Raw genomic sequence first — 16,137 nt, forward strand, 5'->3', positions numbered from 1 at the left:
ATGCCGCCTGGCTGAGGGGGCGACATGGGAAGAATTTCAACAGCGCAGACCGCACGCACGGTGCTCGCAGCGTGTGCACTGGCCGCGCTGGCGCAGGGGACAGCCGCTGCGCAGGAGACCGCATCACTGCTCAACCTGGCCGACATGAGCCTGGAGCAGCTCGGCAACATCGAGGTGACCTCCGTTTCGGGGCGTGCCGAGCCGCTGCAGTCGGCCGCCGCGTCGATCTACGTGATCACCAGCGAAGACATCCGCCGTTCCGCTGCCACCAGCCTGCCCGACGTGCTGCGCCTGGCGCCCAACCTGCAGGTTGCCCAGAGCAGCGCAGGCGGCTACGCGATCAGCGCGCGTGGGTTCAACAACGAGATCGCCAACAAGCTGCTGGTGCTGATCGACGGCCGAAGCGTCTATTCCAATCTGCTTTCGGGTGTCTTCTGGGACGCCAACACGGTGATGCTGGAAGACATCGACCGCGTCGAGGTCATCAGCGGGCCGGGCGGCACGATCTGGGGCGCCAACGCCGTCAATGGGGTGATCAACGTCATCAGCCGCGAAGCAGCGGCGACGCAGGGTACGCTGGTGTCGGTGGTCCGTTCTGCGCACGGTGGCCGAGAGGCCGTGCGCTGGGGTGGGGCGCTGGGCGAGTCGGGCCACATCCGCCTGTACGGCTTGACCAGTGAACGTGACAACACCCATCTGGCCAGCGGTCTCGAGCGCCTGGACGACACGCGGCGCTATCAGGTCGGCTTTCGTGCCGACCTCAGGGGCGACACCTCGCAGCTCACGCTGCAGGGCGATGTCTACCGCGCGGGTGAGGCACCGTACAGCAATCTTGCGCCCAGGCAGCGCGGCGGCAACCTGTTGGCGCGCTGGAACAGCCGGTTTGCAGACGGCTCGCCCTACAAGCTCCTGGCTTATTACGACAAGGCGGAGCGCGATGAGATCACCCAGATCCGCAACAGCTCGACCAACGTGAATCTGGAGTTCGCGCATGAGCCGCGCATGCCAGCCGGCCAGCAATTGATCTGGGGCGCGGGCTACCGCCGGGGCGAGGACGTCGATACACCGAGCGTCGTGGTGCGCATGAACCCGGCGGAACGACAACTCACCTGGGCCCACCTGTTCGCCCAGCACCAGATGAAGCTGGGAGAGCGCTGGCAGCTCACCCTGGGCGCCAAGGCCGAGCGCAACAGCTACACCGGTGTGGAGGTTTTGCCCAATGCCCGGCTCGCCTTCCAGCATTCGGCCCGCGACATGAGTTGGATGGCCGCCTCGCGCGCGGTGCGCGCGCCCTCTCGTATCGACCGCGACTTTTATTTCCCGGGCAACGCGCCCTTCATCATCACGGGCGGGCCGAATTTCCAGTCGGAGACAGCCGACGTGTTCGAACTGGGCCACCGCGGGCAACTGGGGCAGTCGGTGACGTACTCGGTCACCGCCTTCCGCCAGCATTACAAGGGCTTGCGCGCGGGCACCGGCACACTGCCCACCACCATCGAGAACCAGATCGAAGGGTCGGGCCAGGGGCTGGAAGCCTGGGGCCAATGGCAGGCCACCCCGACGTGGCGGCTTGCGGGGGGCTACACCAGCTTGCGCAAGAGCCTGCGCTTCACCTCGGGCGCCGCGGCCGACGCCACCTCCATCGCCAACCTGGGCAATGATCCGCGCCGGCAGTGGAGCCTGCGCTCCAGCCTGAACCTGGGCGCGCGCAGCGAATTCGATGTGATGGTGCGCCATGTCGGGGCTCTGCCTGACCCGGTGGTTCCACGTTACACCGCTGTCGACGCGCGCCTGGCGGTGCGCGTCAGCCCGGCGCTGGAGTTGTCGCTGCTGCTGCAAAACCTGTTCGACAAGCGCCACGTCGAATTCAGCGCAGCGGGCGTCGCCAGCCAGATCGAACGCAAGCTCTATCTGAAGGCGGTGTGGCAGCTTTGATCCCGCACCGTCGACGCCTGTCGTTGGTGGGCCTGTTGGCGGCACTTTGGCTGGCGCTGCTGTGCCTGTCGGGTGTGGCCTGGGCACAGGCAACGCAGGTGCAGCGCGACAGTGCGGTCAAGGCGGCCTTTCTGTACAAGTTCGGTGCGTTTGTGGACTGGCCGGCCGGCACGTTCGAGCGCCCCGATACGCCGCTGGTGATCGGCGTCGTCGGCGATGACGCGGTTGCGGCCGATCTCGAGCAGCTGGTGACCGGGCGCAGTCTGGACGGGCGGCCCGTGGTGCTGCGCCGCGTGGGCGCCGACGCCAGCACGTTCACCGGCGCGCACGTGCTGTTCGTCGGCCGTCGCAGCACGCGGCTGCACGAGTTGCTCGCAGCCGTTGCCGGGCCGGTGCTGGTCGTGACCGATCAGGAGCCCGGGCTGCCGCTGGGCAGCGTCATCAATTTTTCCGCTGAAGGCGGGCGCATGCGCTTCTCGGTCTCGCTGAGCGCCGCCGAGGCGCGCTCGCTTCGACTCAGCGCACGCCTGCTGGCGGTGGCGCGGGACGTGGAGGGGCGGACACGATGAAGCTCCCGGGTGCCCGGTCCATCCGGCAGAAACTCAACTTCATTCTGATCGCCACCACCTCGCTGGCCCTGCTGCTGGCGGGCCTGGCGCTGGTCGCGTTCGATCTGCGCAGCCAGCTGCGTTCCGTCGAGAACGATCTGTTGACCCAGGCCGACATCGTGGGGCTGGCCAGCAGCGCGGCTCTGGTGTTTGACGATCGCAAAGTTGCCGCTGAGAACCTCAGTGTCCTGCGCGCCAAACCCGATGTCGTGGCGGCCGTGCTGTTTGACGAGCAGGGCCAGCTGTTTGCCGCATTTCAGCCGGGCGAGCGCCAAGATCGGCCGCTGCCTGCGCAGGCCCGCGCTCCTGGCGTGCACCTCGACCACGAGTGGGTGGAGGTCTGGCGGCCGGTGATGTCCGGCGGTGAGCAGATCGGCACGGTCTACCTGCAGGCCCGCCACCAGCTGCTGTACCGCATCCTGGAGTACGTGGGTGTGCTGGCCATCGTCCTGTCGAGCAGCCTGGCCGCAGCACTGCTGCTGTCGAACCGGCTGCAGCGCACACTGACCGGCCCGGTGCTGGCCATCAGCGGGGTCGCACGCCAGATCCTGCGGGAGCGCGACTTCAGCTTGCGCGCGGTGAAGAGCGACGACGATGAAGTCGGCGCCCTGGCAGACGTGTTCAACGCCATGCTCGATGAACTGGGCCGGCGCGCTGAAACGCTGGAGGACGCGAACCGGGCGCTGCGCCAGAGCGATGACCGCTACCAGCTCGCCGTGCGAGGTTCCAGTGCCGGGTTGTGGGACTGGGACATGATCGCCGGAACCACCTTTTATTCGCCGCGCTTCAAGGCCCTGCTGGGCTACAGCGACGAGGAGTTTCCCGACCTGCCGTCGGCCTTGGATTCTGTGATGCACGACGGCGATCGGCCCCAGGTGCGGGCCGCCCTGCGGCAACATCTGCGCGCCGACACGACCTACCAGGTCGAATGCCGCCTGCGGCTCAAGTGCGGCGAATGGCGTTGGTTCCTGCTAGCCGGCCTGGCGCAGAAGGACGCGCATGGCCGGGCGTTTCGCATGGCCGGATCGGTGATCGATGTGACAGAGCGCAAGCAGGCCGAACAGGTGCTGCACGATGCCAACCGCGCCAAGGACGAGTTTCTGGCCACGCTGGCCCATGAGCTGCGCAACCCGCTGGCACCCATACGCACCGGGCTGGAGATCCTGAAGCGCGACGGCGGCAATGGCCCGACCTCGCAGCGCGCCCGCGAAACCATGGAGCGCCAGCTGATGCACATGGTGCGGCTGATCGATGACCTGCTGGACATCTCGCGCATCAACAGCGGAAAGATCCGCATCGAGCCTGCCCGCATCGGTCTGAAATCGGCGATCGAGACCGCCGTGGAAATCAGCCGGCCGGCCATCGAGGCGCGCGGCCACGGGCTCGTGGTGGACATGCCGGAGCAGGACATCGAACTCATGGCCGACAGCACGCGGCTGGCCCAGGCGCTTGGCAACCTGCTCAACAACGCTGCCAAGTACACCCCCAGCGATGGCCACATCCAGCTGTGGGCGCGCCAGGAGGATGCCACCGCCGTGCTGGAAATCAGCGACAACGGTGTTGGCATTCCTGCCGACATGCTGCAAAAGGTGTTCTCACTGTTCACCCAGGTGGGCCGCACTCTGGACCGTTCACAGGGCGGGCTGGGCATCGGCCTGTACCTGGTCCGCAGCCTGATCGAACTGCACGGCGGCAGCGTCAGCGCAAGCAGCGCCGGGCCGGGCCACGGCAGCACCTTCACCGTGCGTATTCCCTGCCTGCCCCAGTCGGTCACGGCAGCTGCGGCGGCAAGCGATGCCGACGGCGCAGCGCAGGGCGCGCCGGCGCTGAAGATCCTGGTGGTGGACGACAACGTCGACGCCGCGGAAACGCTGGCCTCCGTGCTCGACCTCATGGGCCACCGGATCCAGACCGCTTACGTGGGCGAGGCGGTACTGGACGCCGCGGCCAGTTTCGACCCCGATATCGTGCTGCTCGACATCGGCCTGCCCGGCATCAGCGGGTATGAGGTGGCCAAGCAACTGCGAGCCGACGCCCGGTTCCACCGGACGGTGCTGGTGGCCGTGACAGGCTGGGGCAGCGAAGCCGATCGAGAACGCTCGCGCGAAGCAGGGTTTGACGCGCATCTGACCAAACCAGTGGATCTGGTGGATCTGGAGGAGCTGCTGACGCGTTGTCCTGCGGGCTGAGGCATTGGGGGTCCGCCATGGCGGGGGCGGACGCGCTCGTGCACTCTTGTCGGTAATGCTTGTTTCGACCTCGTTTGGGAAGAGTCCCCATCAGCAGCCCAATGACCATCGCCCGGTCGGTTTCGAGCAACCGCGCGCCTGGGTGCTGACACCACCGAGCCACGATCTCACCCCGCTGCTACAGCGTCAGCGCAACGGCCTGGGGCCGATCCGTATGCGCGACGAGCCTATGGCTGGCGTGTATGTGGACTTGCGCGTACTTGAAGCCACACGGCGCCTCATTGCGGCGCAGCCCACCGCCAGCATTCCTGCTGACAACCGTCAGTTGGTGGAGCAGGCTACACATCCGGAGGCGCTAAATGCCCTCGCGGAAGAACTGGGCGAGCCTTGGGTGCGCTTCGGTATCGAGTACGAAGGCGCACTGGCCGCGACCAAGACGGTGGCCAACCTGCACGCGCTGCCCTACGACAGGGCTTTCGACGACATGCAGTTTCCCGAGGACGAAGGCCGCATCGGCAGCCGCCTCGGTGCGGCCGACCGCCTTGTCGTGTTCGATCCGGCGCAGGCCGGGCCATTTGGCCAGCTTGTCACGACGCTCGAAATCCGGCACCACCTGCTGCCGCATGGCCTGGCGCGCGATGCGCAGGTTGCGGACTTGTCGCCTCTGGCTGACGAGCCTGGTTTCACGTTCAGCCTGGGCATGGCGCAATACCGGTACAGCCGGCTGGGCGTTGAGCGTTTGACGGCGACCGTGCAGGCCAGCCTATGAAGGCCCTGCTGTCCAGGCAGGGCCTTCACTGCAGCATGCTGGCCGATGCTGCGGCGCGCCGGAGTCCGCAACAGGCCCGCCGCTCAGGCGGCCCGGACCTCGTCGAGCAGTTCCGGATGCCGATCCAGGATCTTGAGCAGCTTCACCAATGCAAGTGGAGGCTTGGTGCGGCCGTTCTCGTAGCGCGAGAAGGCATTGACCCCGCCCCCGAACAACTCTGCAGCCTCCCGCTGACCCAGGTCGAGCTTTGTGCGCACCCCCACGATGAACGCGGGGTCGACGATCGCAGCGTTGACCTGCTGGTTGAACGCCTGCATGTCGCGCATCACGCGATCAGTCTCGGCCGCGTCGGTGATGGATTCATCGCACGCCGGGCAGAAGTCGGCGGTCACCGCCGCAATCGTGGTCGTCTCGCCCTTGTAGACATAGGACAGATCACGGGTGTCGCGGACCAGGTCGGCCGCGCCGCAGACAGGACATTTCATGGTCATAGCTCCTTGAAGGACACGATCAGCACGTCGTCGATCACCGTCAGCTTCAGATACACCTTGCCCACCTGCGTGGCGGGCCGGTACACGTCTTGCCACACCGTGTGGTCGGCATGGGTGGTCATGCTCTTGAGGAAGTCCGCCGGAGTGAGCGCCACCACCACGCCCAGCATGTCCGGGAAGGTCAGCCCCAGCGCGCTTGCGCCTGAACGCGCGGAGTGCGTGGCGCGCACGCTTCCCGCCTCCACAAGCCGCTTGACGATGGCCAGCTTGCAGTGCGGCGCTCCCTTCTCCATGCGCCAAATATAACCTAGTTGGTATGTTCTGACTGCCGACGCCCACGCCACTTCTGCGGCGTCCACCGGCCAATGCCCTGACTGTTTCGGCCACGGGCTTTGAGTACAAGCTGATGACCGAACTGTTGACGGGAGGGCGTTTCGCACAGGGCTCAGCTTGGCGGCTCGATGGCTGGCCCGAAGATGCGGCACTCCAGGTCGTGGCCCAAGCCACCGTGCGAGGCCAGGGCAAGACAGAGGGCTACCACGAGCGGCGCGTACCGATCTCGCCGAAGTTGGCCCGTCGTCTCGCCGGGCCGCAGCGCGTCGCCGTGGCGGATGTGGCCAAGCAACGTGTTGCCGCCATTGCCGCCCTGCGAACGCTCGTGTGGAGTTCTTTGGTGATTGCGCCCGACATGAAGCCACTGCAGCTCACGGGCAGCGCCAAGCGCGCACGGTCCCAGGCGTCAAACCAGATCAAGACCCCGACGCTGAAGCCGGCTGCGCTGGCGCAGCGGTCCCAGGCGCAGATGCAGGCGGGATGGCCGGCATGCCCGACGCCGAAGTCTCGGCTCCAGACCCCGCGCCCTGTGCCATTGCGCCGCTTCCGCTCACACCTTCGGGCGCTCCACCCCCGTCGGCACGTGGGGTGCCGGGGCTCTTGCCGGCGCCGACTTGGGCATCGCCCGTCGTCGGTGCTGCCACAGGTGTGCTGCCCGCTGCCGAAGGTGCATTGGCCGTGCCGCCCGCCACGCCCGGCGTTGCCTCTTCGCGCTGGCATGCGCTCAGCAGCACGAGCGAAGCAAAGGCCGCAGCCATCGGCAGCCGCCACGAAGTGTGAAGGTTGAACATGTGATTCCTCGGGTGCGCTATGGGCTCAGGCCGCAACGGCGGTGGCCACCGCGTAGGCCACAAACAGCAGGATGACAGCAGCGACTGCGGCGACTACCCAGACCATCCGCTTGTTCGCAAAGCGGTTGCGGCCGGAAGAAGTCGGAACGCCGCCAGCTGGGGGTTGGTCTGTGGGCATGAGGGTCCTCGATCGTGGATGGCGTTGGCAGGTGCCAACACATGATGCAAGTCTTGGGTCCACGCGCAAGAGCGCAGGTAGGACGACTCGACCACATGACGCGGGAGCGCGCCTTGTTCATCTCCTCGGCTCCGGCCCGTAAAGCCACCGTCTGACGGGCACATGGAGCCGCGTCGCACACAGCGCGCGCAACGGCCTTCTGCGGCCTCACCCCAACCTCGTTAAATCATCACGTGGCCAAAGCTCTTTCAACCTCCACACAACGCGCGCAGACCGCGCAGTTCCGGCGTCCACCCACCAAGGGCCAGCGCCACTGCCATCAGCGCCAACACCAGCGCTGCAGGCCAGGCCATGTGCCGCCCCCATGCACTGTGCTTTTGCGCCAGCATCAGCGCCGCCAGGCCCAGCAGCCACACCGCGTCGTGCATGCCCACGACGAACATCAGCAGGATCATCGGCACGCAGCAGCCCACGCAGCTGGCGCCGTAGTGCAGCCCGGCCATCCACGCGTCGCGTCCGGGGTGTGGGCCGCCGTGCCAGTGCCGCGCCAGCAGCGCGAACGGCCGTTCACAGGCGCGTTGGCAGGCCTGGGCCAGCGGGCTGATCTGGTAGAGCGCTGCGGTCAGCAAGCTGCCTGCGGCCACGTGTTCGGCTTGGCCGGGCAAAAGGCCGGACAACAGGCCGCCTGCAAGCCACAGCGCCATCCACTGCAACACCCCGACAGCCAGCCATACGGCAGCGAAGCCGGCGCCGGCAGCCGTGCTCGCGCGCCCGCCACCGATGCGTTGCGCCGCCGCCAGAAAGGGCAGCGACGAGGGCAGCATCATGGCCCCCGTCATCAACATCCACCCCAGCAGAAACAGCGCCGCCCACGTGCCGACGGCCCAACGCGCCGGTCGCGCCGCATGCGGCAGCCAGCCGGCCGCGCTGCCGGCCAGCAGCAACGCCAGGCAGCCCAGCGCCGCCGCCAGCACCAGCGGCACCAGCGGGACGAGTGGCCGCGTTTGCAGGCGCTGCCACCACGGTGGCTGCAGGCCATGGCCGCGCGCCGCGGTGCTCATTGGTGGTCCTGCGTGCATCGCGCTGCGGTGCGCGATTGCTCGATGCGCGCCGTCGCGCTCATGGCCCCGCAGGCGCGTGCCGGTAGTCGAACGCGCCACGCATCGCACTGCGCCCACGCAGATCCAGATCGATCCCGCGCCCCGGCAGCCCCACCTTGAAGCGTTGGCTGACGCCCACCTCGGCCGGCGACCCCAGCACGCTCGACAGCCTGGCGTTCGCCAGCGTCGTTGCCTGACCATCCGGCCCCACCAGGCTGGTCGCCTCGGCCGCAATGCGCCGCCCCACGCTCAGCGTCGCGCGGCGCCTGCCGAGCGTCACGTCGATCGGCGCGCGCTCCACGGCCAGCAGCTCGCCCAGCAGCGTCGCCAGCTCGCCCAACGGGCCGCCGAAGCGGCCGCTGAAAGCGCCGGCCATGGCGCTGGCCTGGGCGTCGCTGGCTTCGTCGCCGACGAAGATCATCACGCGCTGGTGCCCGTTGTCGCGGTGGCCCTGATGGGTCGAGACGCTCACGGCGCGCTGGCCGGCCACGTCCACGCCGTCGATCTGGCCGGCTTCGATGACCCAGGCGAAGACGCCGGTGCACACGTCTTCTTCCGGCGCGCGGCCGGTCCAGCAGGGGCAGATGGTGTGGCAGTCGCACACCTCCAGAAACTGGCCACGCAGCGCGTAGGGCGCCAGGCGTGCGGCCGGGGCCTGCGGGCCGGGGCCGGGAGGGGACGTGTGCTCATTCATGGCGGTCTCCGCTTGCCGGTGGCGTCGGCGTTGCCGGCTGGTCCGGTGTCTTGCCCTCGGCACGCTTGTCTTCGGGGCTCAGCTCGAACATGGGCGCGCCGGGTGGGTGCATGTCCGGCATGTCCTTGCGGCGCCGCACCGGCTCGCTCGATGGCGCCTCCACCAGCGTGGCGATCTTGGGCGCCGGCAGGTCCGCCTTGGGCGCGCGCACCGGCAACGCGCGTTCGATGGCGCGGCGCTTGGGTCTAGGCCGGCAGAAGGTCGGCAGGCACTTGCGCAGCGCATCGGCATCGATGCCGGCACCTTCGGTCTTGCCCTCGCCCTTGCCGTGGTCCAGCAGGCAGTGCAGCAGCTTGCACAGGCGCTCGTCGCGCTCTTCCAGCCATTCGCCCAGCGGGTCGCCGGAGCGGGGCGGCTCGTGGCGCATGGCGCTCAGGCTCAGCGCGCGTTCGCGGGTGAACGGCACGCCCGACAGCGTGCGGCCGCGGGCCCGGCAGCGCAGCGCGTACAGGCCGGGCACGGGCGCGTGGATCTCGCCGCTGAACACGCCGGGTTCCACCTCGTCCAGCCGCACCTGGCGCGTGGCCGTGCCGCGCGGGCCGGTCACGTCCACCCACACGGCGGCGCGGCCCTCTACCGGCACGCCGTATTCGTCCAGCGTGGCGGTGACCAGCGCCGCATCGCCGGGCAGCAGCGGCCCGCCCTGGCAGGCGCAGTCGAAGCGCAGCGTGGAATAGGCGTGGACCAGGAAGTTGTAGGCCACGCTGCCACTGCGCAGTTCGCGGATCAGCGCCGCCTGGTCCTGCTTCTCGGTGCCGCGCAGCAGCTTGTCCACGCGCTTTTCGTCCAGCCGCAGCAGCGCGTGCCAGCGACCGGCGTGCACCTGCTTGCCCGGGTCGCCCAGGGGCAGCGGCAGGCGGTAGTAGCTCTCTTGCCGGCGCTCGACGAAGCTGCCCAGGGCTGCGGGCAGGTTCGGCGTCAACACGCTGCCGTCGGGCGCCTCCAGCCGCAGGTCGATGGCCGGGGCCAACGCGCTGGTGAGGATGGCGTCCAGCCCGTAGTCGGCCAGGCCGATGTCGAATGCGATGCGGTGCGTGGGGCCGAAGACCAGGTGGCCTACCGGGTCCAGCACCACCTGCGCGTTGCTGACGCCAGCCAGGATCTGCAGGAAGAATTTGGACAGGCGAAAGCGCTGGTCATCGTTCAGCGCGCCGGTCACCAGCAGGTAGTTGCCCGTGCCCTCGGCCAGCGCGTCGAGTGCCGATGTGCTGATTCCGCCGGGCATGCCCAGGCCCACGGCGTAGGTGGGGGCGGTGATGCCGGGCGCCACGGTGGCGATCATCGGCGCGACGTTCTCGATACCGTCGGTCAGCACCACGATGGCCTGCACGTCGTAGGGCGGCACGGCGGCGGCCTGGGCGTCGTCCAGCACCTCCTGCGCCTCGACCAGCGCGGCGCCGATGCCGGTGGCGCCGCGTGGCAGCAGGTCCGGGCCGGCCAGGATGGTGGCGGCCTGCGCCCGGCCCGATCCAGCCACCGGCGGCATGGGGCCGACGTCGGTCACGTCCATCAGCCTATCGACGAGGTGGTCGTAACCCACCAGGCCCAGGCCGTCGCCTTCGAGCATGGTGTCGACGAAGACCTCCACCGCCTCGACCAGCTTCTGGTGCTTGGTGGTGCCGTCGCCGGCGTTGCTGCTCATGCTGCCCGAGCGGTCCAGCGCCAGCGCCACGGCGGCCTTGGGCCGTGCGATGGTGTTGGCCGACAGGGCGATCACCCATTGCTCTGGCGTGCCCTGCTGCGCAATGGTGACGCTGCCAGCGGCCACGTCGCCGGGGGTGGTCGAGGTGTAGGCGATCCACACGCGGCCGATGGCGGGCGCATCGCCATGCTCGGCCGGCACGACCACGCTGGTGCCCAGCAGCGTGGTGGTGAATCCGCCCGAGGGGCCGGCGATGATCTCCAGGGTGACGGGCGCGCAGGCCCGCACCTCGAACACCACGGCGCGGTAGGTGGTGCGGCCGGCGCCGCCCATGCCTTCGGGCACATCCTGGAAGTTCAGCGACGGTGTCGTGAGCGTGACCTCGGGCGGGTCGCTGTCATACCAGAAGCCCATGCCGTGGTGGTCCAGCGTGCCGGCCACGGTGGTGGTGCCGCCCCAGGGCTGCATCGAGTCGTTGAGGTTGTGGCCGGCCGGGCCGCTGTCGCCCACCACGCCTTGCGGGTGGTAGGCCTCGGCCGGGTGCTCGCGCTGCCACTGCGCCCACAGGCGGTCGATGTTGCAGTGGTGCAGGAAGAACACCGGGTCGTTCGGAGACGAGGCCGGCAGCATCGAGCCGCCCACCCACAGGTGCACGCGGTTGTGGATCGAGCCCAGGCCCACCCAGCCCTCCAGACGGTTGCGGAACGAGGCGGCGGGCGAGGTGTTCCAGGGGCTGGTGTCGTAAGGCGTCTGGTCCAGGCAATCGGCCACCTGCGTGGGCGTGGGCAGCGCGCTGGCGTTCGACCCGAAGTCGCGCTGCAGGTAGGCCGGCCCGCCGCCCAGCGTGATGTCCCAATCGCCGGCGGCGTGCGCGAAGGGGCCGGTCATCACCGCGTTGTCGGCGCCGGTGCCGTCGCCACCCATGAAGTCGGCGCCCCAGATCGTGGCGGCAGCGCTGTTGTCCACCGTCCAGTCCCAATAGGGCAGCGTGACGCTGGCGTCGTGCTCCTGCAAGGCCAGTTCGTAGCGGCGCAGGTATTCGCGGTGCCACGGCAGGAACGCTGGCTGGCGGTGCGCCCAGCTGTTGCCGCCGGTCATCGAGTCGATGTGCTCCTGGATGAAGTCGTCATAGCGGCTGGGGGTGCCGGCAATGCTGGGCGCGGCTTTCAAGGCCAGCACGGCGTTGACGAACGCGGTGCGTTCGGCCGGCGTCAGCGACGCCTGGTTCTTGCGACAGCCCATGGTGTCTCCTGTTCCAGCGGGCACGTTCCGGCGGCCACCGTGCGGTGGTCGGCCCAGCGCCGCTGCTCGGTTCAATATAGGTCGCAGGCACCGTGGCGCAGGCCGCGCGTCATCGCTTTGGTGGATGCGCGCGCAGCCTGCATCTGCCCCCGGCCGGCCGCCGATCGCTCCGGCCTCCTACAGCGCGGCGCTGCCCTGGCGCCCACACTGCGGCAGCACCATTTCATTCTCAGGAGCACCCCCCATGGACCTCGCAACCCCCACGATGCACGACCTGTTTGCCCAGCTCGGCCTGCCCAACGAAGAAGCGGACGTTCAGGCATTCGTTGCCAAGCACCGCCCGCTGCCGGAGGGCATGGCGCTGGCCGACGCACCGTTCTGGACAGAGGCGCAATCGCAGTTCCTGCGCGAGCAGCTGCAGGGCGATGCCGACTGGGCCGAGGTGGTCGACCAGCTCAACGTGAGCTTGCACGTCTGACGCGCTGCAGCGGCTGAGCCCGCTGAGATGACGCGCTGACCTGCATCCGGGACCACCTGGCCGGTGTGCCCGGCGCCGCAATGGCACAGCCGTTGCTTGCACCAATTCCATGCACGCCGACGCACTGGATCTGGTCACCACCCCGCTCGAAGCAGCTGTGCATCCGCTATGGCAGCGCCAGCTGGGCCTGCTGCTGCAGTCCACCGGCGATGGCATCTTCGGCATCGATCTGGCGGGTCATTGCATGTTCATCAACCGGGCCGGCGCGCGTCTGATCGGCTACACGCCCGACGAGGTGCTGGGCCGCAACATGCATGAGTTGACGCACCACTCGCACGCCGATGGCACGCACTATGCCGACGAGGCCTGCCCGATCTTCAACGCCTTCCGCCAGGGCCTGCCGTGCCGCATCGACACCGAGGTGTTCTGGCACCGGGACGGCAGTGCGTTCGCGGTCGAATACTCCAGCTACCCGATCATGGATGGCGATGCCGTGCGCGGTGCCGTTGTCACCTTCGTCGACATCACCGAACGCAAGCGCGCCGCCGCCGCACTGCAGCGGGCGCACCATGAGCTTGAGCTGCGCGTGGCCGAGCGCACGCGCGAACTGTCGGCCGCGCTGGCGCGACAGCGCGAGCTGTCGGCCTATCTGGACGAGGTGCGCGAGCAGGAGCGCACGCGCATTGCACGCGAGGTGCACGACGAGCTGGGCAGCCTGCTGGTGGCGCTGAAGATGGACGTGAACTGGCTCGACAAGCGCCTGGCCGAGCAGCAGGCGCGAACCGCGAACGAAGCCGAGGCCATGCGCACGCGGCTGCGCAGCAAGTGCAGCAGCATGAGCCGGCAGATCGAGGTGGCGGTGGACAACGTGGGCCGCATCATCACGGACCTGCGCCCCAGCATCCTGGACCACCAGGGCCTGTGGGCCGCACTCGAATGGCAGGCGCAGGAGTTCGTGGCCTCGGCCGAGCTGCGGCTGGACTGGCACATGGACGTGGCCGCCGCGCCCGAGCCCGATGGCCCGCTGGCGATGGCCGTGTTCCGCATCTTTCAGGAGATGCTGTCCAACGTGGGCCGCCACGCGCAGGCACGCGCGCTGGCCGTGGTGGTGCAGGGCGATGCGCAGCAACTGACGCTGCTGGTGCGCGACGACGGCATCGGCGCGCCAGCGGCTGCGTTCGAGGCGGCCACGGCCTATGGCGTGATGGGCATGCGCGAGCGTGCGCTGCACTTCGGCGGGCACATCGCGATTGCCAGCACGCCGGGGCAGGGCGCCACCTTCGCGCTGGTGCTGCCGTTGCCGGCAGCGATGACTGCAGCGGGCAGAACATGAGCGTCACACCAAGCCGCCCCAGGCACGCGCGTGCGGCGCGCAACGCGGTGCGCCTGCCATGACCATCCGCCTGCTGATCGGCGACGACCACCGCATCGTGCGCGAGGGCTTGAAGCAGGTGCTGGCCGATGCGCCGGAGATGATGGTCGCGGCCGAGGCCGCCAGCGGCGCTGCGGTGCTCGCCGCCGTGCGCGCGGCCGGCGGGCGCGACGGGCTCGACGTGGTGCTGCTGGACATCGCCATGCCCGATGGCGACGGCCTGGGCGTGCTGCAGGCGCTGCGCGCCGAGTTCCCCGCGCTGCCGGTGCTGATGCTCAGCACCTACCCCGAGAACCAGTACGCCGTGCGCTGCATCCGCCTGGGCGCGGCAGGCTATCTGAACAAGAGCGCCGACCCGGACGCGATGCTGGCCGCCGTGCGCAAGGTGGCCGGCGGCGGCATCTACGTGAGCGCGGCCACGGCCGAGGCGCTGGCAGCCGCTGTGGGCAGCCGCAGCGCGCGCGCCGGCACCGATGCGCTGTCGCACCGCGAGCACCAGGTCTACCGCCTGCTCAGCGCCGGGCACAGCGTGAGCGAGATTGGTGCACAGCTGGGCCTGGCGGCCAACACCGTGAGCACCTACCGGGCGCGCATCCTGGAAAAGACCGGCACGCGCAACGACGTGGAGCTGGCGCTGTACGCGCAGAACCAGGGTCGCGGCGGCTGAGGCAGCGTTCGACGGCGCCGCCGCTGACACGCGTGTAGGGCTGGCACTACACGGCATGGTGCCGGCGTCTGCGATCTGGCGACGTGGCGGCTCCCGGACCGCCTGGCGGCGCAGATTGGCAAAGAGCTTGCAATGCGCTGTGCATCTTCGTTCGAAAGGTGCGCCATGCCGTTTGACTCCGACCCCTACGATGCCGACCGCCCGCTGCGCCTGTCTTGCGGCTGCGGCCGCGACCACAGCGCCGCCGAGCACGCGGCCGAAGCGGCTGAGGCCGCCGTGCAGGCCAGCGCCACCAGTGCCGCACGCGAGCTGCGCGAACGCAGCCGCGCGCCCGATGTGGAGCGCGAATCGCGCGCGTTCGTCGAGGCCGCGCTGATCAAGGCGCTGTTCCCGCAGGACGCGGTGCGCCGCCGCTTCATCCGCGCTGTGGGCAAGGGCACGGCCATGGCCGCCATCGGCAGCGTGCTGCCGATTGCCAGCCTGCAGGCCATGGCGCAGGACAAGGGCGCGCTGGAGAAGAAGGACTTGAAGATCGGCTTCATCCCGATTACCTGCGCCACGCCGCTGATCATGGCCCACCCGCTCGGCTTCTACCAGAAGCAGGGGCTGAATGTGGAGGTGACCAAGACAGCAGGATGGGCGCTGATCCGCGACAAGATGATGAACCGCGAGTACGACGCGACGCACTTCCTCTCGCCGATGCCGCTGGCCATCTCGCTGGGCCTGGGCAGCAACGCCATGCCGATGAACGTGGCCACCATCCAGAACGTGAACGGCCAGGCCATCACGCTGGCGATGAAGCACAAGAACAACCGCGACCCGAAGAACTGGAAGGGCTTCAAGTTCGCGATCCCGTTCGAGTTCAGCATGCACAACTTCCTGCTGCGCTACTACCTGGCGGAAGCGGGCCTGAACCCGGACACCGACGTGCAGCTGCGCGTGGTGCCGCCGGCCGAGATGGTGGCCAACCTGCGCGCCGGCAACATCGACGGCTTCCTCGGGCCGGACCCGTTCAACCAGCGGGCCGTGTACGAGGAGGCCGGCTTCATCCACGTGCTGACGCGCGACCTGTGGAACGGCCACCCCTGCTGTGCCTTCGGCACCAGCACCGAGTTCATCCAGAAAAATCCGAACAGCTTCATCGCGCTGTACCGCGCTGTGTTGACGGCTGCCGCCATGGCGCGCGACGCAAAGAACCGCGAACTGATCGCCAAGGTGATCGCCCCCGCGCAGTACCTGAACCAGCCCGAGGCCGTGCTGCAGCAGGTGCTGACCGGCAAGTTCGCCGACGGCCTGGGCAAGGTGCAGACGGTGCCCGACCGCGCCGACTTCGACCCCATGCCATGGCAGAGCATGGCGGTGTGGATGCTGACGCAGATGCAGCGCTGGGGCTACCTGAAAGGTGACGTCAACTACAAGCAGATCGCCGAACGCGTGTTCCTGCTCACCGACGCCAAGAAGCAGATGGCCGCTCTGGACCAGCCAGTGCCCGAGGGCGCCTACCCCAAGTTCAAGATCATGGGCAAGGAGTTCGACGCGGACAAGGCAGCGGCCTATGCGAAGAGTTTCGCGATCAGCAAGGCTTGAC

At 68.7% G+C, this 16,137-nt stretch carries 14 protein-coding genes; 8 read left to right on the forward strand and 6 right to left on the reverse strand.

Annotation, left to right across the window (positions count from 1 at the left end; all coding sequences use genetic code 11):
* Positions 1–24 precede the first annotated feature (24 nt).
* Genes AC099J_RS07010 through AC099J_RS07025 form a run of 4 tightly spaced genes read left to right on the forward strand, consistent with a single transcriptional unit; the run spans position 25 to position 5,501 of the window.
* Complete coding sequence (locus tag AC099J_RS07010) at positions 25–1,935, forward strand: TOL_0244 family TonB-dependent receptor (RefSeq protein ID WP_479614516.1); 1,911 nt, start codon at positions 25–27, stop codon at positions 1,933–1,935.
* Entirely contained in the window at positions 1,923–2,504 is a 582-nt protein-coding gene (locus AC099J_RS07015) for a TOL_0243 family YfiR-like periplasmic protein (protein ID WP_479614517.1), read from the forward strand. Before AC099J_RS07010 ends, AC099J_RS07015 begins: the two co-directional genes overlap by 13 nt.
* Positions 2,501–4,732: a sensor histidine kinase, YfiR-like protein-associated gene (locus AC099J_RS07020; protein ID WP_479614518.1), complete on the forward strand. Its 2,232-nt coding sequence runs from the start codon at positions 2,501–2,503 to the stop codon at positions 4,730–4,732. The genes AC099J_RS07015 and AC099J_RS07020 overlap by 4 nt, the downstream gene beginning before the upstream one ends.
* A gap of 55 nt (positions 4,733–4,787) precedes the next feature.
* The gene (locus AC099J_RS07025) at positions 4,788–5,501 is read left to right on the forward strand and encodes a hypothetical protein (RefSeq protein WP_479614519.1); all 714 of its coding nucleotides are present in this window, start codon (positions 4,788–4,790) and stop codon (positions 5,499–5,501) included.
* 83 nt (positions 5,502–5,584) lie between these two features.
* Here AC099J_RS07025 and AC099J_RS07030 read toward each other — a convergent pair whose 3' ends face one another.
* The 6 genes from AC099J_RS07030 to AC099J_RS07055 form a co-directional block, all read right to left on the reverse strand.
* Positions 5,585–5,986 carry a type II toxin-antitoxin system MqsA family antitoxin gene (locus AC099J_RS07030; protein ID WP_479614977.1) on the reverse strand — a complete coding sequence of 134 codons (402 nt, stop codon included), beginning with the start codon at positions 5,984–5,986 and terminating at the stop codon, positions 5,585–5,587.
* A 2-nt stretch (positions 5,987–5,988) separates the two neighbouring features.
* The gene (locus tag AC099J_RS07035; RefSeq protein ID WP_479614520.1) at positions 5,989–6,285 is read right to left on the reverse strand and encodes a type II toxin-antitoxin system MqsR family toxin; all 297 of its coding nucleotides are present in this window, start codon (positions 6,283–6,285) and stop codon (positions 5,989–5,991) included.
* An 856-nt stretch (positions 6,286–7,141) separates the two neighbouring features.
* Positions 7,142–7,294, reverse strand: coding sequence for a hypothetical protein (locus AC099J_RS07040; RefSeq protein WP_479614521.1), 153 nt, complete (start codon positions 7,292–7,294; stop codon positions 7,142–7,144).
* A 248-nt stretch (positions 7,295–7,542) separates the two neighbouring features.
* Positions 7,543–8,355, reverse strand: coding sequence for a DUF2182 domain-containing protein (locus AC099J_RS07045; protein ID WP_479614522.1), 813 nt, complete (start codon positions 8,353–8,355; stop codon positions 7,543–7,545).
* Between the two features lie 58 nt (positions 8,356–8,413).
* Positions 8,414–9,088, reverse strand: a complete 675-nt coding sequence (locus tag AC099J_RS07050; RefSeq protein ID WP_479614523.1) for a DUF1326 domain-containing protein — start codon at positions 9,086–9,088, stop codon at positions 8,414–8,416.
* On the reverse strand, positions 9,081–12,032 hold the full coding sequence (locus AC099J_RS07055; protein ID WP_479614524.1) for a tyrosinase family protein: 2,952 nt from the start codon (positions 12,030–12,032) through the stop codon (positions 9,081–9,083). The genes AC099J_RS07050 and AC099J_RS07055 overlap by 8 nt, the downstream gene beginning before the upstream one ends.
* A gap of 244 nt (positions 12,033–12,276) precedes the next feature.
* Between AC099J_RS07055 and AC099J_RS07060 the strand changes: the two genes are divergently transcribed.
* The 4 genes from AC099J_RS07060 to AC099J_RS07075 all read left to right on the forward strand — a co-directional run bounded on the left by AC099J_RS07060 (position 12,277) and on the right by AC099J_RS07075 (position 16,136).
* Positions 12,277–12,510: a DUF2789 domain-containing protein gene (locus tag AC099J_RS07060; protein ID WP_479614525.1), complete on the forward strand. Its 234-nt coding sequence runs from the start codon at positions 12,277–12,279 to the stop codon at positions 12,508–12,510.
* Positions 12,511–12,619: 109 nt separating this feature from the next.
* Positions 12,620–13,843 (forward strand): PAS domain-containing sensor histidine kinase, encoded by a 1,224-nt coding sequence (locus AC099J_RS07065; protein ID WP_479614526.1) that lies wholly within the window; start codon positions 12,620–12,622, stop codon positions 13,841–13,843.
* Between the two features lie 58 nt (positions 13,844–13,901).
* On the forward strand, positions 13,902–14,549 hold the full coding sequence (locus AC099J_RS07070) for a response regulator (RefSeq protein ID WP_479614527.1): 648 nt from the start codon (positions 13,902–13,904) through the stop codon (positions 14,547–14,549).
* A gap of 165 nt (positions 14,550–14,714) precedes the next feature.
* Complete coding sequence (locus tag AC099J_RS07075) at positions 14,715–16,136, forward strand: CmpA/NrtA family ABC transporter substrate-binding protein (RefSeq protein ID WP_479614528.1); 1,422 nt, start codon at positions 14,715–14,717, stop codon at positions 16,134–16,136.
* The last annotated feature ends 1 nt before the right edge of the window (position 16,137 follow it).

Source organism: Rhodoferax sp. RT4P68 (assembly GCF_056521305.1).

Coding starts and splice junctions, on each gene's coding strand:
- AC099J_RS07010 (WP_479614516.1), top strand. CDS start 25: ATGGGAAGAATTTCAACAGCGCAGACCGCACGCACGGTGCTCGCAGCG.
- AC099J_RS07020 (WP_479614518.1), top strand. CDS start 2,501: ATGAAGCTCCCGGGTGCCCGGTCCATCCGGCAGAAACTCAACTTCATT.
- AC099J_RS07025 (WP_479614519.1), top strand. CDS start 4,788: ATGCTTGTTTCGACCTCGTTTGGGAAGAGTCCCCATCAGCAGCCCAAT.
- AC099J_RS07030 (WP_479614977.1), bottom strand. CDS start 5,986: ATGAAATGTCCTGTCTGCGGCGCGGCCGACCTGGTCCGCGACACCCGT.
- AC099J_RS07035 (WP_479614520.1), bottom strand. CDS start 6,285: ATGGAGAAGGGAGCGCCGCACTGCAAGCTGGCCATCGTCAAGCGGCTT.
- AC099J_RS07040 (WP_479614521.1), bottom strand. CDS start 7,294: ATGCCCACAGACCAACCCCCAGCTGGCGGCGTTCCGACTTCTTCCGGC.
- AC099J_RS07045 (WP_479614522.1), bottom strand. CDS start 8,355: ATGAGCACCGCGGCGCGCGGCCATGGCCTGCAGCCACCGTGGTGGCAG.
- AC099J_RS07050 (WP_479614523.1), bottom strand. CDS start 9,088: ATGAATGAGCACACGTCCCCTCCCGGCCCCGGCCCGCAGGCCCCGGCC.
- AC099J_RS07055 (WP_479614524.1), bottom strand. CDS start 12,032: ATGGGCTGTCGCAAGAACCAGGCGTCGCTGACGCCGGCCGAACGCACC.
- AC099J_RS07060 (WP_479614525.1), top strand. CDS start 12,277: ATGGACCTCGCAACCCCCACGATGCACGACCTGTTTGCCCAGCTCGGC.
- AC099J_RS07065 (WP_479614526.1), top strand. CDS start 12,620: ATGCACGCCGACGCACTGGATCTGGTCACCACCCCGCTCGAAGCAGCT.
- AC099J_RS07070 (WP_479614527.1), top strand. CDS start 13,902: ATGACCATCCGCCTGCTGATCGGCGACGACCACCGCATCGTGCGCGAG.
- AC099J_RS07075 (WP_479614528.1), top strand. CDS start 14,715: ATGCCGTTTGACTCCGACCCCTACGATGCCGACCGCCCGCTGCGCCTG.